At 72.1% G+C, this 25,426-nt stretch carries 26 protein-coding genes; 11 read left to right on the top strand and 15 right to left on the bottom strand.

Annotation, left to right across the window (positions count from 1 at the left end; translation table 11 throughout):
* Nucleotides 1–120: 120 nt before the first annotated feature.
* A complete protein-coding gene (locus IE177_RS02390) occupies nt 121–2,319 on the bottom strand; it encodes an ABC transporter family substrate-binding protein (RefSeq protein ID WP_190012999.1) in 2,199 nt (732 codons plus the stop codon).
* A gap of 315 nt (nt 2,320–2,634) precedes the next feature.
* Between IE177_RS02390 and IE177_RS02385 the strand changes: the two genes are divergently transcribed.
* From IE177_RS02385 to IE177_RS02370, 4 genes are read left to right on the top strand one after another with little or no spacing between them, the layout of a single operon-like run.
* Nucleotides 2,635–2,925, top strand: a complete 291-nt coding sequence (locus IE177_RS02385) for an Rv0250c family protein (RefSeq protein WP_190012998.1) — start codon at nt 2,635–2,637, stop codon at nt 2,923–2,925.
* 27 nt (nt 2,926–2,952) lie between these two features.
* Nucleotides 2,953–3,774 (top strand): succinate dehydrogenase subunit SdhC, encoded by an 822-nt coding sequence (gene sdhC / locus IE177_RS02380; protein ID WP_190012997.1) that lies wholly within the window; start codon nt 2,953–2,955, stop codon nt 3,772–3,774.
* A gap of 23 nt (nt 3,775–3,797) precedes the next feature.
* Nucleotides 3,798–5,753 (top strand): fumarate reductase/succinate dehydrogenase flavoprotein subunit, encoded by a 1,956-nt coding sequence (locus tag IE177_RS02375; protein WP_190012996.1) that lies wholly within the window; start codon nt 3,798–3,800, stop codon nt 5,751–5,753.
* The gene (locus IE177_RS02370) at nt 5,750–6,520 is read left to right on the top strand and encodes a succinate dehydrogenase/fumarate reductase iron-sulfur subunit (protein ID WP_190012995.1); all 771 of its coding nucleotides are present in this window, start codon (nt 5,750–5,752) and stop codon (nt 6,518–6,520) included. The genes IE177_RS02375 and IE177_RS02370 overlap by 4 nt, the downstream gene beginning before the upstream one ends.
* On the opposite strand, the gene IE177_RS02365 is transcribed toward IE177_RS02370, so the two are convergent.
* Nucleotides 6,501–6,821 carry a hypothetical protein gene (locus IE177_RS02365; RefSeq protein ID WP_190012994.1) on the bottom strand — a complete coding sequence of 107 codons (321 nt, stop codon included), beginning with the start codon at nt 6,819–6,821 and terminating at the stop codon, nt 6,501–6,503. The genes IE177_RS02370 and IE177_RS02365 overlap by 20 nt on opposite strands.
* A 34-nt stretch (nt 6,822–6,855) precedes the next feature.
* Nucleotides 6,856–8,286, bottom strand: coding sequence for a glycoside hydrolase family 18 protein (locus tag IE177_RS02360; RefSeq protein ID WP_229815858.1), 1,431 nt, complete (start codon nt 8,284–8,286; stop codon nt 6,856–6,858).
* Between the two features lie 80 nt (nt 8,287–8,366).
* Between IE177_RS02360 and IE177_RS02355 the strand changes: the two genes are divergently transcribed.
* Nucleotides 8,367–9,971 carry a hypothetical protein gene (locus tag IE177_RS02355; RefSeq protein WP_190012993.1) on the top strand — a complete coding sequence of 535 codons (1,605 nt, stop codon included), beginning with the start codon at nt 8,367–8,369 and terminating at the stop codon, nt 9,969–9,971.
* Between the two features lie 31 nt (nt 9,972–10,002).
* Here IE177_RS02355 and IE177_RS02350 read toward each other — a convergent pair whose 3' ends face one another.
* The 6 genes from IE177_RS02350 to IE177_RS02325 all read right to left on the bottom strand — a co-directional run bounded on the left by IE177_RS02350 (nt 10,003) and on the right by IE177_RS02325 (nt 16,000).
* Nucleotides 10,003–12,591: a SpoIIE family protein phosphatase gene (locus IE177_RS02350; RefSeq protein WP_190012992.1), complete on the bottom strand. Its 2,589-nt coding sequence runs from the start codon at nt 12,589–12,591 to the stop codon at nt 10,003–10,005.
* Nucleotides 12,592–12,864: 273 nt separating this feature from the next.
* On the bottom strand, nt 12,865–13,293 hold the full coding sequence (locus tag IE177_RS02345; protein WP_190012991.1) for an ATP-binding protein: 429 nt from the start codon (nt 13,291–13,293) through the stop codon (nt 12,865–12,867).
* A gap of 149 nt (nt 13,294–13,442) precedes the next feature.
* Nucleotides 13,443–13,853, bottom strand: a complete 411-nt coding sequence (locus IE177_RS02340) for a (deoxy)nucleoside triphosphate pyrophosphohydrolase (protein WP_190012990.1) — start codon at nt 13,851–13,853, stop codon at nt 13,443–13,445.
* Nucleotides 13,854–13,883: 30 nt separating this feature from the next.
* Nucleotides 13,884–14,075 carry an SPOR domain-containing protein gene (locus IE177_RS02335; RefSeq protein WP_190012989.1) on the bottom strand — a complete coding sequence of 64 codons (192 nt, stop codon included), beginning with the start codon at nt 14,073–14,075 and terminating at the stop codon, nt 13,884–13,886.
* A gap of 410 nt (nt 14,076–14,485) precedes the next feature.
* Nucleotides 14,486–15,238, bottom strand: coding sequence for a GntR family transcriptional regulator (locus IE177_RS02330; RefSeq protein ID WP_190012988.1), 753 nt, complete (start codon nt 15,236–15,238; stop codon nt 14,486–14,488).
* A gap of 318 nt (nt 15,239–15,556) precedes the next feature.
* Nucleotides 15,557–16,000 carry a MarR family winged helix-turn-helix transcriptional regulator gene (locus IE177_RS02325; protein WP_229815857.1) on the bottom strand — a complete coding sequence of 148 codons (444 nt, stop codon included), beginning with the start codon at nt 15,998–16,000 and terminating at the stop codon, nt 15,557–15,559.
* Between the two features lie 139 nt (nt 16,001–16,139).
* On the opposite strand from IE177_RS02325, the gene IE177_RS02320 reads away from it, so the two are divergent.
* Nucleotides 16,140–17,138, top strand: a complete 999-nt coding sequence (locus IE177_RS02320) for an SMP-30/gluconolactonase/LRE family protein (protein WP_229815856.1) — start codon at nt 16,140–16,142, stop codon at nt 17,136–17,138.
* Between the two features lie 62 nt (nt 17,139–17,200).
* Here IE177_RS02320 and IE177_RS02315 read toward each other — a convergent pair whose 3' ends face one another.
* Together IE177_RS02315 and IE177_RS02310 are read right to left on the bottom strand one after the other, a co-directional pair.
* Nucleotides 17,201–18,142: an MBL fold metallo-hydrolase gene (locus IE177_RS02315; protein WP_190012986.1), complete on the bottom strand. Its 942-nt coding sequence runs from the start codon at nt 18,140–18,142 to the stop codon at nt 17,201–17,203.
* A gap of 50 nt (nt 18,143–18,192) precedes the next feature.
* Nucleotides 18,193–18,723 (bottom strand): hypothetical protein, encoded by a 531-nt coding sequence (locus IE177_RS02310; RefSeq protein ID WP_229815855.1) that lies wholly within the window; start codon nt 18,721–18,723, stop codon nt 18,193–18,195.
* 258 nt (nt 18,724–18,981) lie between these two features.
* On the opposite strand from IE177_RS02310, the gene IE177_RS02305 reads away from it, so the two are divergent.
* Nucleotides 18,982–19,563 carry a Uma2 family endonuclease gene (locus tag IE177_RS02305; protein WP_190012985.1) on the top strand — a complete coding sequence of 194 codons (582 nt, stop codon included), beginning with the start codon at nt 18,982–18,984 and terminating at the stop codon, nt 19,561–19,563.
* A gap of 83 nt (nt 19,564–19,646) precedes the next feature.
* Here the strand turns inward: IE177_RS02305 and IE177_RS02300 are convergent, their stop codons facing one another.
* The gene (locus IE177_RS02300; RefSeq protein ID WP_229815854.1) at nt 19,647–20,150 is read right to left on the bottom strand and encodes a hypothetical protein; all 504 of its coding nucleotides are present in this window, start codon (nt 20,148–20,150) and stop codon (nt 19,647–19,649) included.
* A gap of 90 nt (nt 20,151–20,240) precedes the next feature.
* Between IE177_RS02300 and IE177_RS02295 the strand changes: the two genes are divergently transcribed.
* The 3 genes from IE177_RS02295 to IE177_RS02285 all read left to right on the top strand — a co-directional run bounded on the left by IE177_RS02295 (nt 20,241) and on the right by IE177_RS02285 (nt 21,573).
* On the top strand, nt 20,241–20,774 hold the full coding sequence (locus tag IE177_RS02295) for an SMI1/KNR4 family protein (RefSeq protein ID WP_190012984.1): 534 nt from the start codon (nt 20,241–20,243) through the stop codon (nt 20,772–20,774).
* 119 nt (nt 20,775–20,893) lie between these two features.
* A complete protein-coding gene (locus IE177_RS02290) occupies nt 20,894–21,169 on the top strand; it encodes a hypothetical protein (protein WP_190012983.1) in 276 nt (91 codons plus the stop codon).
* Nucleotides 21,166–21,573, top strand: a complete 408-nt coding sequence (locus tag IE177_RS02285) for a type II toxin-antitoxin system VapC family toxin (RefSeq protein ID WP_190012982.1) — start codon at nt 21,166–21,168, stop codon at nt 21,571–21,573. The genes IE177_RS02290 and IE177_RS02285 overlap by 4 nt, the downstream gene beginning before the upstream one ends.
* Nucleotides 21,574–21,715: 142 nt before the next feature.
* Here IE177_RS02285 and ychF read toward each other — a convergent pair whose 3' ends face one another.
* Nucleotides 21,716–22,804, bottom strand: a complete 1,089-nt coding sequence (gene ychF / locus IE177_RS02280; protein WP_190012981.1) for a redox-regulated ATPase YchF — start codon at nt 22,802–22,804, stop codon at nt 21,716–21,718.
* A gap of 180 nt (nt 22,805–22,984) precedes the next feature.
* Between ychF and IE177_RS02275 the strand changes: the two genes are divergently transcribed.
* A complete protein-coding gene (locus IE177_RS02275) occupies nt 22,985–23,566 on the top strand; it encodes a DUF6542 domain-containing protein (RefSeq protein ID WP_190012980.1) in 582 nt (193 codons plus the stop codon).
* A gap of 22 nt (nt 23,567–23,588) precedes the next feature.
* Here IE177_RS02275 and ppgK read toward each other — a convergent pair whose 3' ends face one another.
* Both ppgK and IE177_RS02265 read right to left on the bottom strand, forming a co-directional pair.
* A complete protein-coding gene (ppgK, locus tag IE177_RS02270; RefSeq protein ID WP_190012979.1) occupies nt 23,589–24,347 on the bottom strand; it encodes a polyphosphate--glucose phosphotransferase in 759 nt (252 codons plus the stop codon).
* Between the two features lie 29 nt (nt 24,348–24,376).
* Nucleotides 24,377–25,393: a 4-hydroxy-3-methylbut-2-enyl diphosphate reductase gene (locus tag IE177_RS02265; RefSeq protein WP_190012978.1), complete on the bottom strand. Its 1,017-nt coding sequence runs from the start codon at nt 25,391–25,393 to the stop codon at nt 24,377–24,379.
* Nucleotides 25,394–25,426: the final 33 nt, after the last annotated feature.

Raw genomic sequence — 25,426 nt, 5'->3', positions numbered from 1 at the left:
AAGGCCCTCTGCGTACGTCCGTGTGACGCGGGCCCTGCCGGGCTTGACATGCCACGGCCTCACCCCATGTTACGTGGCCCTGAGGGTGTCGGCCTCCTCAGGGCCTTTCCGACCCCGGAATCACCTGCCGGAGGGGCTCGCCGACGACGGTGCCGCCTTCGGTCCCTTCGCACCCTTGCGCAGGAAGCCCATGTCCTCGTAGACCGGCGTCTGGAACCCGAACGCACCCGCGTTGACCAGGTCTTTCCGCGCTCCGACCAGCTGCGGTCGCTGGTAGAGCGGGATGGAGCCGGCCGTCGCCCAGATCCGGGCGTCGGCCTTGCGGATCAGGGAGCGCGCCTCGTCCTCGTCGAGCGTCGCCAGGGCCTGGTCGAAGAGCTGGTCCACCTGGTCCGTACCGACCCGGGTGTAGTTCTGCTCGACGTTGACCGAGCCGTCGGCCGCCGGCGCCGGCTTGGCGTAGATGGGCCGGGCGTCGGTCGCGGGGAAGGCGGAGGCCGGCCACGAGTACAGGGCGAGGTCGTAGTCGCCGGAGGCGATGTGGTCCTTGAAGTAGCTCTCGTCCGGGACCCTGCTGATCGTCGTCCGGATGCCGACCCGCTCCAGCATCACCGAGATCCGCTCGGCGACGGTGTCCAGCGTCTCGGAGCCGGGGCCGGCGGGCAGGACGAAGCGCAGTGCGAGCGGCCGGCCGTCCTTGGCGAGTGGTGCGGCCGGCGCGGCGGCCGGGGCGGCCGTGCCCTGCGGGGCGTACGCCCCGGGGGCCCCGCCCTGCCGGCCCTCCTGCGCGAGGTGCTTGCCGCCGTCCTCGCCGCGCTCCTCGCCGGCGGACTCGTGGTGCTTGCCCTTGTCGTCCTCGCCGACGATGTACTCGCCGTCCTTGCCGCCGTTGGACTTGTCCGACTCCTCGTCGCTCTTCTCCTTCTCGGGGCCGGCCGCCTTCTCCGTCTTCTTCTGCTCCTTGACGGGGCCGCCGGGCACCCAGCCGGCGTCCCCGAGCAGCGCCTGCGCCTCCTTGGTGTCCTGGCCGCCGACGGCACCGCTGTTGTCGGCGTAGGCGGCCTGTCCGGCCAGGGCGAGGTGGCTGCCGACCGGGACGGCGGGCAGGCCCAGCGGGGTGAGGACCAGCTTGGCGAGTTCCTCGCGGTCCAGGGCGCGGGCGACGGCCCGGCGGACCCGTTCGTCGGCCAGGGGGCCCTCGGAGCCGTTGAGGGCGAGCTGGGTGTAGGCGGGCTCCAGGGACCGGCGGACGTCGAAGCCGCGCAGGGCCTGCTGCTCCTCCAGGTACGCGGAGATGGCCTTGCGCAGCTTCTTCCTGCCCGCCTTCGCCCCGTCGGAGGCGATGCCGTGCGCGAGGGCCCAGGAGCGCAGCGTCTTGACGGAGGTCTTCCCGCCGCCGCGGAACGGGGAGCCGGCGCCCTTCGCGGCGAGGTCGATGCGCCGGGCGTCGGCGGCGTCGATCGTGGCGAGGTCGACGCTGCCGTCGGCGAGTGCGGCGGCCCGCTCGCCCCGGGGCACGGCGTGCAGCACGATCCCGTTCAGCTTGGCGGGCCTGCCCCACCAGCGCGGGTTGCGGGTGAGGACGACGTCCTTCTTCGCGGTGTCGACCTTCTCCACCCGGAACGGGCCGGCGGTGACCTGGAGCTTGCGGCGGGCGCCGTCGTTGAAGGCGTCCGGGGTGCCCGTGACCTGCTTCGGGTACAGGGGGGAGAACAGCGACTTCCAGTCGGCGTAGGGGCGGGAGAAGGTGACCCGGACCTGGAGGTCGCTGGCGCCGCGCTCGATCTTCTCGATGCGGTCGTAGCCGGCGTTGCGGGCGGTCCAGTACGCGCTGTTCCGGCCGGACAGGGCGCGCCACTGGGCGACGAAGTCGGCGGCGCCGATCTCCCGTCCGTCGCTCCAGACGGCCTGCTGGTTCAGCTTGTACAGCACGACCTGGCGCGGCTCGGTCTCGATGACCTTGGCCGACTCCAGGTAGGCGGGGTCGGCCACCGGGCGGCCGGTCGCGTCGAGGCGGAACATCGACGGCAGCACGGCCTGGGCGACCCGGGTGGTGGCGGAGTCGGCGTCGGCCTGGAAGGTGTTCAGCGTCTCGGGGACCGCGTCGACGGCCCACTTCAGGGTGCCGCCGTCGGCGACCTGGCTCCGGGCGACCTGGGCGATGTCCTGTCCGGCGAGGGGTTTGCCGGCCTCGTCCTCGTCGGAGCCGCAGCCGGCGAGGAGCGGCACCGCGAGGGCGCCCGCGGTGAGGCCGGCGAGGAGGCTGCGGTGGGAGCGCCGCGACGTCAGGGCCCGCCGCGCTGTGCCGTCGTAGGACATCTCTGCTACCTCCAGGACGCTGCGGGCCTTATGCTCACTTTTGTCGGTATGTAGAGCTGATCACTTTTGGCGGTATATGGAGCTGATCAGATCTATGCGGCCACTGAACGGGAAAGGATCCGGCCACAGCGGGCGACACGGCGGCGACGGGCGGTAACCCCACCCGTGCGGCGCAACACGCCACCGGATGCGTCCGTACGCCTCCGGCCAATCGCCGCACACGCCTTCCCAGCGAGACGTGTGAGGCGCAACACTCCTAGGCGCATGAACGTTGCCGCCCAGGGCCCGCCGGACCCACGGAAGTGAGGGCAAGTCATGTCCGTGCACGACGACATCACCTCGGTCCAGCGCTCCCTCGACGATCTGCACCGGTCGCTGGGACGCCTGGAGCACCAGATCGGCACCGAAGGCCTGGAGATGCGCCGCGTCCGGCTGGACGCCGACCATCTGCGGGAGAGCGTGGCGCTGCTGCGGGCGGCCGCGGCCGCGCCGGACACCGCCCGCCGTCCCGACCTCGTCACCATCTCCGACACGCCCTACGACATCAGCCTGTGGACGGACTCGGACGACGAAGGCCTCGGCGCCCGCGACCGCCGCGCCCCCTGACACCCCCCGAACCGACCGGAGGCCCCCTTGGCTACTGGTACGGAACCCCAACAGAACAGCGGCGGCGTACGTTCCGGTGCGCGCGCCGCGATCACCGCCCCGCATCTGCGGACCGACCGCTGGTGGCTGGCGCCCGCCGTCACCGCGGCCGGTCTGTTCGCCTTCGTCGTGTACTCGACCTGGCGGGCCTTCGCGAACGCGCACTACTACGCGGCGCCGTACGTGTCGCCGTTCTACTCGCCGTGCCTGGCGGACAACTGCCGACCCATGCACGCCGGTCCCAACGCGAACCTGTTCGGCGGCTGGTGGGGCCTCTCCCCCGCGATCATCATCCTGATCTTCCCGCTCGGCTTCCGCCTGACCTGCTACTACTACCGCAAGGCGTACTACCGCAGCTTCTGGGCGTCCCCGCCCGCCTGCGCGGTCGCCGAGCCGCACCGCACCTACACCGGGGAGACCCGCTTCCCGCTGATCCTGCAGAACGTCCACCGGTACTTCTTCTACGCCGCCCTGCTGGTGGCGGGGGTGCTCACCTACGACACCGTGCTGGCCTTCCGGGACACCCACTACCGCTGGGGCCACATGGGCCTGGGCACCCTGGTCTTCCTGGCCAACATCGCGCTGATCTGGGCGTACACGATCTCCTGCCACTCCTGCCGGCACATCGTCGGCGGCAAGCTCAAGCACTTCTCCCGGCACCCCGTGCGCTACCGGGCGTGGCAGTTCGTGGGCCGGCTCAACGCCCGCCACATGCAGCTGGCGTGGGCCTCGCTGCTGAGCGTGGCGCTCGCCGACTTCTACGTCTACCTGGTCGCGTCCGGGGTCTTCGACGATCCGCGCTTCTTCTAGAGATTCCAGTGAGGGACTGACTGATGCCCGTGGTGGACCGGCAGGAGTGGGACGTCGTCGTGGTCGGTGCCGGGGGCGCCGGGCTGCGGGCCGCGATCGAGGCGCGCGAGCGGGGCGCCCGTACCGCGGTGATCTGCAAGTCCCTGTTCGGCAAGGCGCACACGGTGATGGCCGAGGGCGGCATCGCCGCGGCCATGGGGAACGCCAACGAGCACGACACGTGGCAGGTCCACTTCCGCGACACCATGCGCGGCGGCAAGTTCCTCAACCAGTGGCGGATGGCCGAGCTGCACGCCCAGGAGGCCCCGGACCGGGTGTGGGAGCTGGAGACCTGGGGTGCGCTGTTCGACCGGACGAAGGACGGCCGGATCTCCCAGCGCAACTTCGGCGGCCACGAGTACCCGCGGCTCGCGCACGTCGGCGACCGTACGGGCCTGGAGCTGATCCGCACGCTCCAGCAGAAGATCGTCGCGCTGCAGCAGGAGGACCACCGCGAGACCGGCGACTACGAGTCGCGGCTGAAGGTGTTCCAGGAGTGCACGGTCACCCGGATCCTCAAGACCGGGCCCGACGGCGGCTCCGCCACGGAGGACCGGGTCGGCGGGGTCTTCGCCTACGACCGCGAGACGGGCCGGTTCTTCGTGCTGGAGGCACCCGCCGTGGTCCTCGCGACCGGCGGCATCGGCAAGTCCTTCAAGGTCACCTCCAACTCGTGGGAGTACACCGGCGACGGGCACGCCCTCGCGCTGCTGGCCGGGGCGCCGCTGCTCAACATGGAGTTCGTGCAGTTCCACCCGACCGGCATGGTCTGGCCGCCGTCGGTGAAGGGCATCCTGGTCACCGAGTCGGTGCGCGGCGACGGCGGGGTGCTCCGCGACTCCGGGGGCAGGCGGTTCATGTTCGACTACGTCCCGGACGTCTTCAAGGAGAAGTACGCCGAGTCGGAGGAGGAGGCCGACCGGTGGTACGAGGACCCGGACCACAACCGGCGGCCCCCCGAACTGCTCCCCCGCGACGAGGTGGCCCGCGCGATCAACGCCGAGGTGAAGGCGGGCCGGGGCTCCCCGCACGGCGGGGTCTTCCTGGACGTGTCCACCCGGATGCCCGCCGAGGTGATCCGGCGCCGGCTGCCCTCCATGTACCACCAGTTCAAGGAACTGGCGGACGTCGACATCACGGCGGAGGCGATGGAGGTCGGACCGACCTGCCACTACGTGATGGGCGGCATCGCCGTCGAGTCCGACACGGCGGCGGCGCGCGGGGTGCCCGGACTGTTCGCGGCCGGTGAGGTGGCCGGCGGGATGCACGGCTCCAACCGGCTCGGCGGCAACTCCCTCTCCGACCTGCTGGTCTTCGGCCGCCGGGCGGGGGGCCACGCGGCCGGGTACGCGCTGGACCCGGCGCGCCGGCGCCCGCAGGTCGCCGAGTCCCAGGTCAACGCGGCGTCCGCGGAGGCCCTGCGGCCCTTCTCGGCGGAGACTGAGGGCGAGGCCGGCCCGCCGGAGAACCCGTACACCATCCACCAGGAACTCCAGCAGACCATGAACGACCTGGTCGGCATCATCCGCCGCGAGGGCGAGATGGAGCAGGCCCTGCACCGGCTGGCCGAGCTGCGGGTACGGGCACGGCGGGCCGGGGTCGAGGGCCACCGCCAGTTCAACCCGGGCTGGCACCTCGCCCTGGACCTCAGGAACATGCTGCTGGTCAGCGAATGCGTGGCGCGGGCCGCGCTGGAGCGCACCGAGTCGCGCGGCGGCCACACCCGCGAGGACCACCCCGCGATGGACCGCGCCTGGCGCAACGTGAACCTGCTGTGCACGCTCGCCGGCCCCGCCGCCGCCCTCGCGGCGGGCGACCCCGCCCGCGGCCAGATCCGCCTCACCCGCGAGACCACCGACCCCATCCGCCCCGACCTGCTCGCCCTCTTCGAGAAGGAGGAGCTGGTCAAGTACCTCGCCGAGGAGGAGCTGTACGAATGAGCAGCTACGAGGCCCGCTTCAAGGTGTGGCGGGGCGATGTGCGGGGAGGCGGCCTGGAGGACTTCTCGGTCGAGGTGAACGACGGCGAGGTGGTCCTCGACATCGTTCACCGCCTCCAGGCGACCCAGGCCCCCGACCTCGCCGTGCGCTGGAACTGCAAGGCGGGCAAGTGCGGTTCGTGCTCGGCGGAGATCAACGGCCGCCCCCGGCTGATGTGCATGACCCGCATGTCGGTCTTCGACCGCGCCGACACCATCACCGTCACCCCCCTGCGCGGCTTCCCGGTGGTCCGGGACCTGGTGACGGACGTCGGCTTCAACTACCAGAAGGCCAGGGAGGTTCCGGCGTTCGTGCCGCCCGCCGGGCTCGGTCCGGGCGAGTACCGCATGATGCAGGAGGACGTGGACCGCTCGCAGGAGTTCCGCAAGTGCATCGAGTGCTTCCTGTGCCAGGACACCTGCCACGTGGTCCGCGACCACGAGGAGAACAAGACGGCGTTCGCCGGCCCGCGCTTCCTGATGCGCGTCGCCGAACTGGACATGCACCCGCTGGACGCGGCGGCCGGGACGGGCGTGGACCGGGCGCGCGCCGCCCAGGACGAACACGGGCTCGGCTACTGCAACATCACCAAGTGCTGCACCGAGGTGTGCCCGGAGGGCATCAGGATCACGGACAACGCCCTGATCCCGCTCAAGGAGAGGGCGGTCGACCGCAAGTACGACCCGCTGGTGTGGCTGGGCTCGAAGATCAGGAGGCGGACTCCGTAGCGGGCGGCACGGGGGCGGGGGCACGGCCGGGGCGCTGGGCGAGCATCTGAACGCCCAGGCTCCCCATGAACACGAACCAGCCGACGAGCGGGACCGCGTCGAACCGCGCGCGGAACACGCCGAGGAACATCCACAGCGACGCCCCGGCCGCTCCGGACAGCTGGCCGTATCCCCACAGCCTCGGCCGCAGGATCCGGCGGCGGGCGAAGGGCGCCACCCAGCCGGTCGTGACGGCCGCGATGCCAGAGGCGGCCATCAGCCCCACGGCCAGCGCGCCCGCGATCACCAGGTACGTGTGCATGACGACGAGCATGGCACGCGCACCGGGCGGTGTACTACGGCTGCGCCCAGTCCTTCCGGTACGCCGTCCAGTCCTCCTCCGTCGCCGCGAAGTCGACGTAGGCGGCCACGCCGAAGTTCTCGCGGCCCGCGTCGGTGCGGGACAGGCCGAGGCGGACGCCGCGGACGGCGGCCGGGACGGTCTCGGCGTGCTCCCAGTGGCCGAAGCGGTTCTCGTGGTAGAAGGGCAGGCCCATCAGCAGATCGGTGGAGTCGGGGGTGACCTCCAGGGCGAGGCTGGTCTGCTGGGCCACGTAGCCGCCGTACAGGCTCTGCAGCGGTTGCATGGTGTCGTACGACATCACGGCGATCTGGTCGACCCGGCGGGCCACCTGCCCGAAGTAGGCCTGCGACCACCACTTGGGGTGCCCGGTGGTCGTGCCCCAGAAGGAGTGGAACCCGGGCAGCGGGTCGATCTGGTGGGCGGCGACGGAGAGCACCGCGTGGTGGGCGTGGGTGAGGGTGCGCAGGTCGTCGAGGAGGGCGAGGTAGTCCTGGTCGCCGGAGTGGAGGGGTTCCAGGTCGAAGTGGGCGCCCTGGAAGCCCGCGTCGAGGATCCGGCGGGTGGAGGCGAGGACGGCGGTACGGGTGGCGGCGCGGTCCAGGCGCAGTCCGTCGGGGCTCTCGCTGGCCAGCTTGTCGCCCAGCCACGCCTGCACCCGGACGCCGGGCAGCTCCCGGTGGACGGCCGCGATGAGCCAACGAGCCTTGCGGTACGCGGAGGCGGGCAGGGTGCCGTCGTGCTCCAGCGGGCCCGAGTGGACGTACAGGTCGCGGATCCCGGTGCCGCGCAGCCGCCCGGCGAGTGCCTCGACGTCCCGGTCGGTCTTGCGGCCGTCCACCCAGGCGTGGCCCAGCCAGAGGGCGTCCCGGTGCCTGGTGCGGGTGCCGGGCGCAGGGTCGCCGGTGTAGTTGAGCCGGAGGGCCGTCTCGGCGGTGAGGAGCGGGAGGAGGAGCAGCGCGAGTGCGACGAGGGTGTACCGCAGAAGACGGCGCCGCCGACGGCGCGGGGCGCCTCGGGGGGCGGGGGCGGAATCGGCTCCGGCCTCGGGATCGGTTTCCGCTTCGGCTCCGGCCCCGGGACCGGCCTCGGCTTCGGCTCCGGCCTCGCAATCGGCTTCGGGATCGGCTTCCGCTTCCGCTTCGGCTTCGGCTACCCGGGATCCACCGGCCGCCTCGGGGGCCGGCTCTGGACCGGGGGCCGGGACGCGATCGGGAGCGGTGCCGGCCCCGAGAGCGGGGGCGGCGCCGGGAGCGGGGTCGGCGCCGGGGCTGTCCTTCTTGTCCGGGCGGGCCCCGGGCGCGACCGGCTGGGTCGGGACGTCGGTCTTCGGCCCGTCCGGCCGAGCCTGGCCACCGGACTCCGCCGCCGTCGGCTCGGCGTCCGGCTCCCCCGTGATCCCGCTCTTCTTCTCTTCGTCGTCCATCCGGCCCCGCTGTCCCCTTCCTCCCCCACCCGTCTCCGTCCCGCTCGCGGAGCCGCTTACCTGCCCATACGCTCCGAAAGGTGACGTCCTCCCTGATCCGGGGCCGGCCCCGGCGTGCCAAGACCCGGATACGGGCGCGGGTCACGCATGCCGTGCTGGGCGCCGTGGCCGGGGTCGGGTGGCTGGTGTCACCGGTGATGACGATCACCGCCCCCGGCCCGGTTCCCCCGGCACCCGCCGGGTCCGCCGGGTCCGCCGCGAACGCGGCGAACGCCGCCGCTCCGCAGCAGGACGGAACGTCCCCCGCCGATCTCGTACTGCCGCTGATCGCGGGCGGCGCGGCCGTCGTCCTGGGCGGATACGGCTACGTGCGCCGCACCCGGCGGCTGCGCTCACGGACGACACCGGGGACCGTCTCCGTGCGGCCGCCCGCGCCCGCGCCGGCCGACTCCGAGCGGCAGGCCCGCGCGGCGCTGGTGCAGGCGGACGACTGCGTGCGCACCAGCCGGGAGGAACTGTCGTTCGTGCGGGAGCGGTTCGGCGAGTCCCGGGCAGAGCCGTTCGCACACGCACTGCGGGCCGCGGAGACGGAGCTGTCGGCCGCGTTCGCGATCTGGCGGCGGTACGAGCAGGGGGTGCCGGAGGAGGCGGATGCCCGGCGGCAGGCGCTGGTGGGGGTGATCGGGCGGTGTGCGGAGACGGGGCGGCGGCTGGACGCCGAGGCTCCCGCGCTGGACCGGCTGCGGGGGTGGGAGCAGGGGGCCGGCGGGGCGCTGGAGGTCGCCGAGGGAAGGTTCCGGCGGCTGACGGCACGGACGGCGGCCGCGCAGGACGCACTCGTGCGGCTGCGGCAGAGGTACCCGGCCGGGGACGTCACCGGGTACCTCGAACAGGCCAAGGACCGGCTCGTGTTCGCCACGGCGCACCTCAACGGGGCCCGGCAGGCGGACGACTCGGGCGACCGGGAGCGGGCGGCGGCACATCTGCGGGCCGCCGAGGGCGCCATCACGCAGGCCGGTGTCCTCACCGGTGCGGTGGAGGGGCTCGCGGACCGGCTGCGGCAGGCTGCGGAGCTGGTACCGGCCGCGCTGACCGGCGGGGAGGCGGAGCTGGCGGCGGTACGGAAGGGAGCGGCGCCCACAGCCCTGACCGCGGCGCCCACAGCCCTGACCGCGGGCGAGCTGCACGCGCGACTGGTCCGTGCCGACGGCGTGCTGGCCGGCGTGCGTGGGGAGTTGACCTCGGGGGCGTACGACCCGCTGGACGCGCTGCGCCGGATCACGCGGGCCGTGGCGCGGCTCGAGGCGGGGCGGTCGGGAGTGCTGGACGCGGCCGCCTCGCTCGTGGCCGGCGGTTCCGTCGCGGCGGCGGAGGAGTTCGTGGCGGTGCACCGGGGCGTGGTGGGCGCCGGCGCGCGGGCCCGGCTGGCCGAGGCGGTTCGGTCGCTCGCCGTGGGGGATGCGGAAGGGGCGGACACGGCTGCCCGGCAGGCCCGTGCGGACGCCGAACGGGACGTGCGGTCGCACGGCACCCCGTACGCCGGCGCCGACGGCGGCTCGGCTGCCCTGGCCGGCGCGGTCCTTGGCGGCATCCTCCTGGCCGAGGACCCGGCGGGCGGCCCCCCGGTGAGTTTCGGCGGCCCGCAGACCCGGACCAGGCACCGCTTCTCGGAGCCTTCCGGGTAGCGCCGGCCCCCACCGATCCCGGGGTGGCCCTTCAGAACAGGCTGAGCAGTGCCTCCGCCGGGTCGGTCAGGGTGTGGTCGCCGCCGGGCAGCGGCAGCTCGAACCACACCGTCTTGCCCCGGGGCGTGCGCCGTGAGCCCCATGCCGCGCTGAGCAGTCCGACCAGTTGCAGGCCGCGGCCCCCCTCGTCGGTGTCGCGGGCCCGTCGTCGCCGGGGCTGGACCAGGCCGGAGTCCCACACCTCGCACACCAGCGTGCGGTCCAGCAGAAGCCGGAGGCGGATCTCTCCCTCGCCGTACCGCAGCGCGTTCGTCACCAGCTCGCTCACCAGCAGTTCAGTGGTGTCGACCAGCGGTTCCAGGTCCCAGCTGAGCAGCTGCCCGCGGGCGTACTCACGGGCCCGTCCCACGCTGCGCGGCTCGCGCGGCAGCGTCCAGTCGCCGACGGACTCGGCCGGCAGCCCCTGGACCCGGGCCATCAGCAGGGCGATGTCGTCCTCGCCGTGGTGGGTGTCCAGGGTGTTCAGGACGTGGTCGCAGACGTCCTCCAGGGGCCGGGAGGAATCGGTGAGCGCGCCGACGAACGCCTGCAGTCCCTCGTCCAGCGGATGGTCGCGCGATTCGACCAGTCCATCCGTGTAGAGCGCCAGCAGGGCGCCTTCGGGGAGTTCGACCTCGACCTCCTCGAAGGGCTCGCCGCCCACGCCCAGCGGCATGCCGGGCGGCACGTCGAGCATCAGCGCGGCCTCGCCGGGCTCGACCAGGACCGGGGGCAGGTGGCCGGCGTTGGCGAACGTGCAGCGCCTGGTCACGGAGTCGTAGACGGCGTACACGCAGGTCGCGAGGTACACCTCGGACAGGTCGGCGTCCCGGGGCTGCCGGGCCGTGCGCGTGGCCTGCTGGACACCGCCGGGGGTGCCCAGGCCGCGCGCGATCTCGTCCAGCGCCGAGAGGACCTCGGCCGGTTCGAGGTCGAGCAGGGCCAGTGTGCGGACCGCCGTGCGCAGTTCACCCATCGCCACGGCCGCCCGCAGCCCTCGGCCCATCACGTCGCCGACCACCAACGCCGTCCGGTGCCCGGGTAGTTCGATGACGTCGAACCAGTCACCGCCGACCTCGGTGGCCGCGTTGCCGGGCAGGTAGCGGCAGGCGATGTCCAGCCCCGAGGCCTCCGGGTCGCCGGGCGGCAGCAGGGACCGCTGCAGTATCAGCGCGCGTTCGTGCTCGCGGCGGTACAGGCGCGCGTTGTCGATGCAGACCGCGGCGCGCGCGGCCAGTTCCACCGCCAGGTCCCGGTCGCGGTCGCCGAACGGCTCGCTGCCCTTCGTGCGCGAGAACCGCGCGAGGCCCACCACGGTGTCGTGGGCGACCATCGGCACGGCCAGCGTGGACTGCACGAGGCCGCCCTCCTCGGCGGGCACCGCCCGGGGGCGGGCGGTGCGCAGGGCGTCGGCGCAGGGCGAGGCGAAGGGGTAGTGGTGCACCGCGCCGACGGCGACGGGGTCGCCGGAGCCGCTGAAGGGCGCGTCGGAGACGGCGCTGGCGAAGGCGACGCGGCGCAGTTCGGCGCTGCCGTCGGCGAGTCCGGGCGGCGTCTCGTCGCCGGCCAGCAGGCCCTGGTAGAGGTCGACGGTGGCCAGGTCGCAGAATCCGGGGACGACCACGTCGAGCAGTTCGCGGGCCGTGGTCTCCAGGTCGAGGGAGTTGCCGATGCGGGCCCCGGCCTCGTTGAGCAGGGCGAGGTTGCGGCGGGCGGCGGCGGCCTCGCGGGCGGCGGCGCGGCGGGCGGTGACATCGGTGCCGAGCCAGGCGATGCCGATGGGCCGGCCGGTGCCGCTGTGCACGCGGTAGAGGTTGACCGACCAGTGCCGGCGTTCCTCGGAGCCCGGGACGAAGCCCGTGACGTGCATGTCGGTGATGGACTGGCCGCTCTCCAGCACCCGCCGCAGCGTGGCCGAGACGCGCTCCGCCTCACCACGCGGCAGGTAGTCGTGCACCTCCTTGCCCCGGTGGTCGTCAGGGGTTCCGCCGAAGATGGAGGCGAACCGCTCGTTGGCCCGACGCACCCTCAGATCGCTGTCGATCAGCAGGAATCCGAACGGTGATTGACCGAAAATGGCCTGCGAGGCGGCGAGATCGGTCTCGATGCTGCGCAGGGTGCGGACGTCCACGACGATGCACACGGCGGCCTTGTCGCCCTCGGCGGTCCTGGTGGGCATGACGTAGACCTCGGCCAGGCCCTCCTCCCCACGCCTGCCGTCCTGTTCGTCCGGCATCCGGAAGGGGACGACCCCGGTCCACTCGCGCCCGTCGAGGATCTCGGCCATCTTGCGCTGTCCGCGGTCGCGCAGGTCGGGGTCGATGAACGCCTCTATGGGATCCATGCCGACGGCGTGCTGCGCGGGGATGCCGAAGAGCTGTTCGGCGCGCAGGCTCCACTGGTCGATCAGGCCACCGGCGCTGATGGAGAAGGACGCGACCTTGATGTAGTCGTAGATCGAACCGGGCGGACTGCTCTGCCACATGGCGTCGCCGGGTGCCGCGGCGGTGTCCGCGGCCTGGTTCCTCGCGCCGTCCGACGGGTCCTCGGACTCCGTGGCCTTCGCTGGTATCTCGCTCACGCGAACCGTCCCCTCCAGCTCACCGCGTCCGGCACCGGTCACCGGGGGCGGCTGCCCGCAGTATCCAGCACTACGGCGCCGCACAACACGGTGTTCACGATCACAGCTCGGTCGAGGTGCTTTTCGGACCGGTCCGTGACAACACTTCCACTCTTCTAACCAGGGAACACGCCCGCGAATCACCCCGGAGGGGTCGGGTAGTGGGCGCTGAGCGCACGGTGGACGGCACGCCGGTGGATGTACACCCCCACGCGACCCGCGCACGCTCCCGCGTCACCCGGGCACCGCCAGTTCGAACCAGACGGCTTTTCCGTTCTCGCCGGGCCGGGTGCCCCAGCGCAGCGAGGAACCGGCCACGAGCTGCAGACCGCGGCCGTTCTCGTCCTCGGGCCGGGCGACGCGCTCGCGCGGCGGGTCGGGAAGCGGGTCGGACACCTCCACCCGCAGGGCGCCGTCGAGTCCGGCGGGGCGTACGAGTCGTACGCCGATGGGTCCGGTGGCGTGCCGCATCGCGTTGGTGACCAGCTCACTGACCAGCAGGGCGGCGAGGTCGGCGACGCCGTCGAGGTCCCAGCCGTGCAACTGGCCGCGCACCGCCGCGCGGGCGGCGCGCACCGCGCCCGGTTCCGCGGGGAAAGACCACTCGGCCCAGTCGCCGTCGGTCTCGATCACGCCGATCACTTCCCAGGCCAGCGGACCCACCCATGCCCGGTTTGGTGGGGTTAATGGGCCCATACCCGATATCCGGTGGGCAGTACCGCGTGGGCCGGCGCGCTGTGGGACGAACGGCGTAGGGGCGGTCGGGCGGTGCGGGTGAAGCCGGTGGCGGCGCGGCCGGTGCTCGTGCCGGGTCAGAGAACGGCCAGGGCCTCGATCTCGCGTACGGCCGCCACGTCCTGGTCCAGCCAGGCCACGTCCCAGAGCTCATCGGCGGTCAGCCAGCGCAGTTCGTCGTGGTCCTCGAGGGGCTGGGGCGCCCGGGAGCCGGGGAGCAGGCGGGTGGTCCACACCCGCAGGACGTACGGCGCCCGCAGCGGCCACTCCCCCGGTACCCGCCGTACCGGCTCGGCGTCGACGCCGAGTTCCTCGCGCAGTTCACGCACCAGGGCGTCCTCGGGCCGCTCGCCGGGCTCGACCTTGCCGCCGGGCAGCTCCCAGCGCCCGGCCAGTTCCGCGGGCGCGCTGCGGCGCGCGGCGAGCAGCCGGCCGCCGTCGAGCAGGGCGGCCCCCACCACCACGATCCGTTCCGTACTGGACGTCATGGGGCGGAGCCTACGGGAGCGCGCGGTCGGTCAGTTGTGGCCGCGGTCCCCGTTCTGGCCGATGCGCTCGACCCAGTAGACCTGCTTGTGCCCGCGGTCGTCGAGGCTGTCGGCGATCTTCTGGGCCTCGGCCCTGGTGGCGTACCGGCCGACGCGGTAGCGATTGCCGCTGTCGTCCTGCCGTATCACGATCCAGGGCAGGGAGACGGTGCCCTCACTCATGGGCCCCACCGCCCTCGTGACTCCTTCTCGCACCGCCCCGCCCTCCTTGTCCCGCCCCGGGCCCCCGCCAGGCCTCGTATAAGGAAACCGCAGTCCGCATATGCCCGAGCGTACGCCCAACCTTCACGGAGCGAATACGCCTTTTCACAAAGAGGTACGCAACCAGCCAGAACGCCGGGGGCGCACGGGACCGAACGCGCCGTCACGCACGGGGCAGCCCGAAGTCGGGGACCTGCCGGCGGGGACCCGGGCCACCTGGGAGAACGGCCGGATAGCGGCGACCGGACGGACCCCGGCCGCGGCCCGGCGACCGGGTCGGCGCCCGCCCGGGGCGGCCAGGGGTGTGCGCTACCTCACTTCGGGGGCGCTCGGCGTCCCGGGAACGTTCCTGCACGGCACCCCCGAAGGCCTCACCTCACCGGCAGGTGGTACGCGGCCCGGTAGCGGTCGGCCGGGATCACCACGTCGGCGGTCTCCACCGGACGGCCGGAGGCGAAGTACGTGCGCTGGATGACCAGGACCACATGGCCGGGGACGCCGCCGAGCACGTGCAGTTCCTCGGCGAGGCCCGGGCGGGCGCCGACCTCCTCGGTGACGTTGTCCACGATGACGTCGATGGCCCGCATGCGCTCGACCACGCCCATGCCGCCGAGCGGGCCCTCCTCGGGCAGCATCACGGGCGTGCGGCCGGTGACGACGAGCGGCTCCCAGGAGGTGGACAGCATCATCGGTTCACCACCCTCCCGGAACAGGTATCTGGTGCGCATGACCCGGTCCCCGGCCTGGATCGCGAGCCGCTCGGCCACAGCGGCCCCGGCCTCGGCCTGCTCGCTGCGGGACTCCCAGGTGCCGCGGACCGCGGCGTCGGACTGCTCCTGCCGGAAGGGCGTGGCGCCGCCGGCCGGGCGGTAGCCGGAGCGCGCGACCCGCCGGGGCACCGGCCGCTCCCGCACGTACGTCCCCGAACCCGAGCGGCCCTCGACCAGCCCCTCGGCCATCAGCACCTTGCGCGCCTCGAGCGCGACCGTGTCCGAGACGCCGTACTCCTCGCGGATGCGGGCCTGCGAGGGGAGGCGGGTATGAGGGGGCAGTGAACCGTCGACGATCTTCTTGCGGAGATCACCCGCGACACGCAGGTACGCCGGCTGCTCACCGAATGTCACTGGCCGCTCCCATCAGGTTGTACAGACAGCAACAGCGTGGCAACCGTGGGTTGAGCCGTGCAAGCAAAGGCCAGGGAATCACTCGATGTGATGACATGTGGTGCGGGAGGGCTTTACCCAGCGCTTTCTCCCCCGTATAGAGGTGCTCGGCGCCGGGCGTGCTCACACATCGAAGCCCCGCGTCCGGGCCACCACGGCAAACCGCGGACCGCGCGCGCCCGTTGCGGGCGCGGCGGGGCCACGCGGGGCCGTGGGGCCGTGGGGCCGTGGGGCCGTCAACCGCGTTGTCCGGTGCGCTCCTTGGGGCCACCGGGCCCGTCACCGCGGGCGCTGTTCCTCCAGCACGCCGACGCAGCGGGCGAGGAGCCCGGCCAGCGCCGCGCGCTCGTCGTCGGTGAACTCGGCGGCGAGGGCCCGCTCGACGCGTACGGCGCGCGCGTCGGCGTCGGCCAGCGCGGCGCGGCCCTCGTCGGTGAGCCGGGTCTCCAGGACGTTCTTGTGCCACTCGTGCGGGGTGCGCGTGATCAGGCGGCGGTCCTGGAGGTTCTTCAGGACCGTGGTCATCGTGGGCGGCGTCACGCCGCAGAGCCTGGCCAGGGCCGCGGCGGAGATGCCGGGCTTGCCGGAGAGGTGGAGCAGCGCCGAGTACTGCGCGACCGTCACGCCCGCCGGCCTCAGCACCGCGGCCTTGGTCGCGCTCAGGGCCTGTTCGGCCTGCTTGAGGTGGGCGCCGAGGCGCTCGGACGGGGGCATGGAGGTCATCACCCGCGCATGGTAACGGGCACGTACACCCATTCGCCCTCAAGCAGTGATTAATGCGTTGACGATCATTAGGGTTCTAATCTACCTTCGCACTCGTACCGAAGTGATGGCTCAACCGATTCGAGAGGCACCGCTACCCGTGTCCCGTTCGATCCACCGCCGTACGTTCCTGACCGCCGGCGCCGGCGCCACCGCGGCCGCCGCCCTGGCCGTCGCCGCCCCGGCGCCCGCCCGGGCCGCCGGCGGGCCCCGCGTCTCGACGGCCTTCACCCTGCCCGGTGAACGCGCCTATCCCGAGGGCATCGCCCTGGACCCGCGCACGGGCGACGCCTACGTCGGCTCGTACACCACCGGCGCGGTCTACCGCGCCGCGGCCGGGAGCCGCGCCGCCCAGGTCTTCCTGCCGGCCGGCGCCGACGGCCGGACCACCGCCAACGGCCTGAAGGCCGACCGCGCCGGCCGCCTGTGGGTCATCGACTCCACGACCGGCGTCGACGTGTACGACCTGCGCGACCGCTCCCTGCTGGCGCGATTCGAGGCGCCGCGGGACGAGACACCGTTCCTGAACGACCTCGTCGTCACCGCCGACGGCACGGCGTACGTCACCGACAGCCTGCGCCCGCTGGTCTACCGCGTCACCCCCGCCGAGGTGGCCCGCGCCCGCGGCGGCCGGGCGCCGCTGACCGTGCGGTACGACCTGAACGGTGCCCTGCCCCCGCACCCGCCCGGTTCCATCACCCTGAACGGCATCGTCGCCGACCGCACCGGGCGCCTGCTGTTCGTCGTCGACATGACCGGCGGGGGCCTGTACCGGGTGTCGGTGGCCGACGGTTCGGTGCGCCAGGTCGCCCTGCACGGCGGCGACATGGTGCACGGCGACGGTCTGGAACTGGCGCACCGCACCCTGTGGGTCGCCCACAACGCCACCAACACCCTGACCCGCTGGCACCTGTCCCCGGACGGCACCGGTGCCCGCCTCACCCGCACCCTGACCGACCCCGGCCTCCGGATTCCGACCACCCTGGCCCACGACCACCACGGACTGCTGGTCGTCCGCTCCCAGTTCGACAAGGGCGGCCCGATGGGACCGGGCACCCCGCGGACGCCGTTCACGGTGGCGCGGGTGACGGGGATGTGACACCGGCGCCCGGGCGGCCCGCCCCGAACTCCGGGCGGCCGTCCGGACGGCTCCGGCCGCGCTCAGGCGAGGCAGGTCAGGGGCCGGCCGCCGTTGAAGGCGACCATGTCCGTGAGCGCCGCGCCGACGTCGACGGGCCGGCCGAGCGGCCCGCCCTCCAGTTCGGCGTAGGCCCGGTACAGGTTGCCGACGATGCGCTCGCTGTCGAGCAGGCCGGCGTACTGGCCCAGGTCGAGTTCGCGGGCGGTCTCCAGTGGGGTGAGTCCGGCGGCACGGCCGTCACGGGCGGCCTTCTGCACGAACCGCAGGTAGCCGAGTACGTCGTCGACGAGGCCGGGGCCGGACACGGCGCCGTGCCCGGGGACGATGGTCGTCGCCCCCAGCGGCGCGACGACCTCCTCCAGGACCCGGATCGCACCGGCCACCGACCCCTGGACGAGAAAGGGCGTGCCGCCGTTGAACAGCAGGTCGCCGCTGAAGAGCACCTTGCGCTCGGGCAGCCAGACGATCGAGTCGTTCGTCGTGTGGGCCGGCAGACCCACGTGGCGTACGTCCGCGCGCAGTTCGTCCGCCCATACCGTCACGGAGTCGGTGTAGGTGAGGAACGGGGGCTCCACCACGACGTCGCCCCAGTCGACATCGGTCCAGTACGGCGCGGACTTCGGCTCCCCCCAGGCGAGGACGCCCGCGCGGGTGGCCTCGTGCCCGACGATCGTGGCCCGGTCGAAGAGGTGGTTGCCGAAGGTGTGGTCACCGTGGTGGTGGGTGTTGATCAGGGTCCGCACCGGCTGCGGCGTGACCGTGGCGATGGCGTCCAGGTAGGCGCGGGTGCGGCGGACCGTGGAGCAGGCGTCCACGCTGATCACCCCGCGCCCGCCGACGAGGAAGCCGGTGTTGTTGATCCACCAGCCGCCGTCGGGCTGGATGTAGGCGAAGACGTCCTCACCGACCTCTTCGACACGGGGCGGAGCGAGGGTGGGGACGTCGTGGTTCACGGTGCTCACTGCGGACTCCTGACGTGGTCGGTCGGCGGTGCGGAGGGTCCCGCCGCCACTCAGCGGCCCTCAAGTACCCCATCCTGCACCGGAGTCGGAGCAGTGCGCCGCCGGTAGTACGCGATCGCCGAAACGGTGAGCAGCGGAGCCCAGGCGAGCAGCGGGGTGTAGCAGACGACGAGGAGGACGGACTGGGCCCTGGTGTCCGTGAGGGCGCCGTCCGCCAGATTGCCGCCCTGGACGAAGCCGACCAGCAGGCTCAGGGCGGACAGCAGGCAGGCCCCGGCGAGCGCCGCGGCCACCACTGCGAGCGGGCGCACCGCCCGGCCCCCGACCAGCGGTATCCAGCGCGGCACCACCTCGCCCCACGGCTGCACCAGGCCGAGCGTCAACAGGGCGAGCCCTTCGGTGACCGCCGTCAGGACCAGGACGTAGGCCACGCCCCAGCCCGTGCGCACGGGCTCCGACGCCACCGGGAGCCCGGCGGCCAGGGCGATGCGCCACAGGCCCGAGGGCAGGGTGAGCAGCGGTACGGCGTAGGCCGCACGGACGGCCCAGCGCGGTACGCCGGAGATCGCGTTCCCCATCATGTGATCCACTTTCCCCACCGCGCCCCCGCCCCGCCTCGGCCTGCGGGCTGGTCCGTCTCCGCCGCACGGTGGAGACACGGCGAAGGGGCCGACCACCGAGGGTGCCGACCCCTTGCCCCCCCGCGAACTGCTCTCGAAACCCGAGTCGGCACAGGATCAGCACCGGTGACGGACGCCGGCCTCCAGGACGCCGGGAACGGCGGTCGCCCCATCGGCGATCTCGTGGCCCCGGTCTCGTCGAGTGGCTACGGTTGAGCCATGACCGCACTGCCCGACTGGATGCGCCCGCCGCGCGAGGAAGGCTGGTTCGCGGAGGACCTGGATCGCCTTCCCGACGCACCCCGCCACACCGAGCTGATCGACGGAGCGCTTGTCTTCATGATGTCGCCGCAGAGGTGGTGGCATGGCCACCTCGTCACCATGCTCACCGTCGCTCTCATGCAGCAGGCGCCCGGCGATGTCAGGGTCGGCCGCGAGATGACCATAAAGCTGGACGAGCGAAACCGGCCCGAGCCGGATCTGCTGTTGACGACGGCCCACTACGACGGAGACCGCACCTGGTTCGCGCCGGACGAGGTGCGACTGGTCATCGAGGTCGTCTCACCTGAGTCCGCGCACCGGGACCGCACGGTCAAGCTGCGCAAGTACGCGGAGGCCGGCATCCCGCACTACTGGTGCATCGAGGACGAAGACGGCGCCCCTGTCGTCCACGTCTACGAACTCGACGAACCGACTGGCGTGTACGCGCCCGCCGGCATCTTCCGAGGCACTCTGAAGCGCCCTGTGCCTTTCGAGATCAGCCTGGACCTCGACAGGCTCACTCCCCGGCGGAGCGAGTAGGAGTTCGCACGTCGACGCCTGGCTGGGCGACGTACCCGCCGTGTGGATCGACGACGACTGCCCCGGTGGGCCCTGCGCCGGGGCTAGTGCCAGAAGTCCGCTCCATCGCGCCCGCTTGGGTCCATGGACAGGAGGTCTTCGTGCAGACCCGAGAGAGCTCGCCCGGTCGGGGAGCCGTCTTCGGCCGACTCCATGACGAGCCATCCGACATCGATGCCGGACACGTTCACATCGCTCCCTGAGTCGAGCTCATCGAGCGTCGCGCACACCGCCTCGAAGGCGATCACTTGCGCCAGGCGAACAAGATCCTCCTCGTTCGCCCCAGCAGCAAGGAGGCGCTGGGCGGCAGGAAGCTGGTCGAAGGCATCCGGACCGGACCAGCTGCCGATCGGACCGCGCCACAGACTTCGCAGCAGCATGAACCGCGCGAGGTGTGGAAGGTCCTCGCAGATCTCCGACTTGGCCCAGTCGCCACCATCGACTGCGCCGAGTGCTTCGAATCGGGCGCGCAGCGACTCCGCTGCCGCCCTTCCACCCGCGTCCAGACTGTTCAGCCAAGCCTGCCACTCGTTCGAGGATTCACCCACCGTGACAGCATGCCCCACGGGTACCTCGGCTGGAGACCCGCCAGCGGTATCCACGGCTTGACGGCCCGGACTGATCGCTATTCTGTTCGCATGTCCGCGGATGGAGATCGCCAGTTCCCCGCCGCGCTCGCCGCTGCCATGGCGGTCCGGCTCGAGCGCATCGGCGAGGACGGTGTCGACTTCGAACCCTGCGAAGGCTTCCTGACCGCCGATGAGACCACCGAGTGGTTCCGCGCGTGGACAGGCAACAGCGAGCTGAACGGCGACGGCTTCCGCGTGTTCGGCCAGGACGGCACCGGCGGAAACGCGGCGATCTGGCTGGTTCGTCCAGGTCGGGAGCTGGTGGAGCAGCCCGTTGTCTTTCTGGGCTCCGAGGGAGAGACAGGCGTCGTCGCTCGCGACCTGGGCGCCTTCCTGTGGCTGCTGGCCGACGGCTTCGGCCCGTGGGAGGCAGCCACCTCGTACGAGCCCGAACCGGACTGGGCTCCCCGGGCCAATCGCGACCTGGCAGCCGTCGCGGAGCGATTCGCCCCGGGCCGCCGAGCCTCGGCGACGGCGATCATCGCGCAGGCCGCACAGGAGTTTCCTGACTTCGACGACACCATCATGAAGCTCTGCCGCTGAGGCAGACCAGGTGCCCCGCCACGAGGGGTGGGCACACGGAGCACAAAGGCCGCCCGACCCGCTCCGTTGCCGAGCAGCACTCCAGACGTTGTAATAGTTTCTGTACTAGACTTGCGGCCATGAAGTCACCCCGTCCCGGTGGCACGGAGAACATCTCCGTGTCGATGCCCTCCGAACTCATCGGCGCTCTGCGCACCCGTACCGGTAAGCGCGGCGTGTCCGCGTACGTGACGGCGGCGGTCCGGCATCAGCTCGCCATGGACGGCCTCGCCGAGATCGTGACCGCCTACGAAGCCGAGCACGAGCCGCTGAGCGACGCCGAGGTCCAGGCCGCGCAGAGCGAACTGTTTGGTGACGCACCGGCGCCCTACGCGTCGAACGACAGCGCCGCGTGAAAGAGCCCGCGGCCAGGTCCCTGGTTCTCGACTCCCAGGCGCTGTCGCTGCTCCTGCGCAACGACCGCCAGATGATCACCCGAATCGAGGCCGCTCGACGCGTGGGCGTGCCCGTCCTCGTATCTGCCCTGACGGTGGTGGAGGCCGTCCACGGCAAAACAGACACCGCTCGGCTGCGCTGGCTGCTCTCCCGCCTTCAGGTCCAAGACGTCACCCAGGCGGACAGTCTCACCGCAGTGCGGCTGCTGAGCGACGCAGGCGGCCTTCACGGGCACAAGTACGCCATCGATGCTCTCGTCGCCGCGATGGCGCTCCGCATTTTGGCACCAGTCCTCGTACTGACCTCAGACCGCGACGACTGGGCGAAACTCTGCGGCGACCGCGTACAGATCAAGGACGTCTGACCCCTCAGCGCGGCAGGTGACGAGGGGTCAGCCATCCCAGCACCATCCCGGCACGGAATGAACAAAGGGCCCGACTCCCAAGAGCCGGACCCTCTCTGATCTGCACATTTGCGAGATCAGCGATGTGGTGACATGTCAGCGGCTACACGTTGAAGCGGAACTCCACCACGTCGCCGTCCTGCATCACGTAGTCCTTGCCCTCCATGCGCGCCTTGCCCTTGGCGCGGGCGTCGGCGACCGAGCCCGCGTCGAGCAGGTCCCCGAAGGAGATGACCTCGGCCTTGATGAAGCCCTTCTGGAAGTCGGTGTGGATCACACCGGCCGCCTCGGGAGCCGTGGCGCCCTTCTTGATCGTCCAGGCGCGGGACTCCTTGGGGCCGGCCGTCAGGTAGGTCTGCAGGCCGAGGGTGTTGAAGCCGACGCGGGCGAGGGTGGCGAGGCCGGGCTCCTCCTGGCCGACGGACTGCAGGAGCTCCAGGGCCTCCTCCTCGTCCAGTTCGGCGAGGTCGGCCTCCAGCTTGGCGTTGAGGAAGATCGCCTCGGCGGGGGCCACCAGGGCGCGCTGCTCCTCCTTGAAGTCCTCGTCGACCAGTTCGTCCTCGTCGACGTTGAAGACGTAGAGGAACGGCTTGGTGGTGAGCAGGTGCAGGTCGTGCAGGAGCTCGTTGCGCTCGGTGCCCTGGACGATGCCGTGCGCGAAGAGGGTGTCGCCCTTCTCCAGGATCTCCTTGGCCTCCTCGACGGCCTTGACCTTGGGCGCGACGTCCTTCTTGATCCGCGACTCCTTCTGGAGGCGGGGCAGGACCTTCTCGATGGTCTGCAGGTCGGCGAGGATCAGCTCGGTGTTGATCGTCTCGATGTCGTCCTTCGGCGAGACCTTGCCGTCGACGTGGACGACGTTCTCGTCCTTGAAGGCCCGGATGACCTGGCAGATCGCATCGGACTCGCGGATGTTCGCGAGGAACTTGTTGCCGAGGCCCTCGCCCTCGGAGGCGCCGCGCACGATGCCGGCGATGTCGACGAAGTCGACCGTGGCCGGAAGGATGCGCTCCGACTTGAAGATCGAGGCCAGCTGGGCGAGGCGGGCGTCGGGGACGCCGACGACGCCGACGTTCGGCTCGATCGTGGCGAACGGGTAGTTGGCCGCCAGCACGTCGTTCTTGGTCAGGGCGTTGAACAGGGTCGACTTGCCGACATTCGGCAGGCCGACGATTCCGATCGTGAGCGACACGTTGCGACTTCCCGTAGATGAGAGGGCCAGGGGCTGCCAGGGGCCAGGGACACTGGCCGATCCACCAGTCTACGGCGTCCCGGGCGGCGGACTCCCGGGAGCGCCGCTCCCTGCGTCAAGGTCCGCCCATCGGCGTGTCTGAGGGCCGACCGGGCACATAAACAGACCTAAGTTGGTCCAATGGAGCAACGCAGAACGCGACCCCCGTACAACGCACGGCGACGCGGCACACCGTCGGCGTCGCTGCCGCCACAGGCGCGGCGGGCGACGGACGCGGGCAGGCCTGCGCGGGGCGCGGAGCGGGCCGGACGACGGGTGCGGGCCGCCCGGCCGGTGCCGCCCGGCGCTCGCCCGCCGGCCGGGCCGCCGGGCGGACGGCTGGCCGGCCTCCGGCTCACCGGGCTCGGCAGCGGGCTGTTCTGCTCGGCGCTGATGTTCCTGCTCGGCCTGCTGGACGAGCTGCTGTTCGGGGCGTCCCTGACGCTGTACGGCGTGCTGTTCCTGCCGGTGTGCGTGCTGACCGCGCTGTGGGTCCGCGACGGCGACGTGCTCACCGCACCCGTCGTCGTGCCGATCGCGTTCGCGGTGGGGCTCTTCCCCGTCTCCGAGGACGGCGGGGGCCTGCTCGGGCGGCTGCTGGGGCTGGTCACGGGGCTCGCGACGCAGGCGGGCTGGCTGTACGGTGGGACGCTGGCCACGGGAGTGCTCGTGCTCACCCGCCGGGTGCTGTGGGTACGGGCCCGCCGGTACGCCCGAGGCTGACCGGCGGTCCCCCGGGCGCCGGCTACTGAGGCCGGCCCTGCGCCTGGGCGGCGTGCATGGCCGCCCCGACGATCCCGGCGTTGTTCTGCAGCTGGGCCGGCACGATCTCGGCCTTGACGCCCTCGACGAGGTGCAGGAACTTGTCGGCCTTGCGGCTCACCCCGCCGCCGATGATGAACAGCTCGGGCGAGAACAGCATCTCGACGTGGGCGAGGTACTTCCTGACGCGGCGCGCCCACTGCTCCCAGCTGAGGTCGTGATCGTCCTTGGCCTTGCTGCTGGCCCGCTTCTCGGCCTCGTGGCCGTTCAGCTCCAGGTGGCCCAGCTCGGTGTTGGGGACCAGGACACCGTCCACGAAGACGGCGCTGCCGATGCCGGTGCCGAAGGTGAGCAGGACGACGGTGCCCCGCCGGTCACGGCCGGCGCCGAACTGCATCTCGGCGACCCCGGCCGCGTCCGCGTCGTTGACGACGGTGACGGGCAGCCCGCCGAGCCTGCCGCTGAACAGCGCGCGGGCGTCCGTGTCGATCCAGCTCTTGTCGACGTTGGCGGCCGTGCGGACCGTGGCGCCGCCCGTGACCACTCCGGGGAAGGTCAGGCCCACCGGGCCGGTCCAGCCGAAGTGGTCGAGGACCTGCTTCACGCCGTCGGCCACGCCGTCGGGCGTCGCCGGGTGCGGTGTCAGTACCTTGTGGCGCTCCTGGGCCAGGTCGCCCTTGTCCAGGTCCACAGGGGCGCCCTTGATCCCGGATCCACCGATGTCCACGCCGAAGATCTGCATGGCCATACGTTACGACGGACGACTGACGGTCACGCTTCGGAGGTGCCGGTCCCGCCGCGCTCGGCGACCAGGGCGGCGGCCTCGTCGCGCAGGTCGCGGCGCAGCTCCTTGGGAAGCGAGAAGGTGATGGACTCCTCGGCGGCCTTGACGATCTCCACGTCCCCGTAGCCGCGCTCGGCGAGCCAGTCCAGCACCTGCTCGACGAGCACCTCGGGAACGGAGGCGCCGGAGGTGACGCCGACCGTGGTCACGTCCCGCAGCCAGGCCTCGTCGATCTCGTCGGCGAAGTCCACCAGGTAGGCCGCGCGGGCGCCGGCGAGCTTGGCGACCTCGACGAGCCGCTTGGAGTTGGAGGAGTTGCGCGAGCCGACGACGATGACCAGCTCGGCCTCGGCGCCCATCTGCTTCACGGCGAGCTGACGGTTCTGGGTGGCGTAGCAGATGTCGTCGCTGGGCGGCGAGACGAGCCCGGGGAACTTCGTCTTCAGGGCGTCGACGGTCTCCATGGTCTCGTCCACGGAGAGCGTGGTCTGGGAGAGCCAGACGACCTTGGAGGGGTCGCGGACCTCGACCTTGGCGACGTCCTCGGGGCCGTCGACCAGCTGGATGTGGTCGGGGGCCTCGCCGGAGGTGCCGATGACCTCCTCGTGGCCCTCGTGACCGATCAGGAGGATGTCGTAGTCCTCGCCGGCGTACCGCACGGCCTCCTTGTGGACCTTGGTGACGAGCGGGCAGGTGGCGTCGATCGTCGCCAGCCGGCCCTGCCTGGCCTCCTCGTGGACGACCGGGGCGACGCCGTGCGCGGAGAACATCACGATGTTGCCCGGCGGCACCTCCTCGGTCCGCTCGACGAAGACGGCGCCCTTCTTCTCCAGGGTCTGCACGACGTACTTGTTGTGGACGATCTCGTGCCGGACGTAGATCGGGGCCCCGTACTGCTCCAGGGCCTTCTCGACGGCGATCACGGCGCGGTCCACACCGGCGCAGTAGCCCCGGGGGGCGGCGAGCAGGACACGGCGGCCAGACGAAGCGGTCATGCGTCCCATCGTAGTGGGGCGGGCACGGCCGCCCGCAGCGGC

Origin of the sequence: Streptomyces lucensis JCM 4490 (assembly GCF_014650035.1) — a bacterium.
Classification (GTDB): Bacteria; Actinomycetota; Actinomycetes; order Streptomycetales; family Streptomycetaceae; genus Streptomyces; species Streptomyces lucensis.
This window is presented reverse-complemented; position numbering and strand designations above follow the sequence as displayed.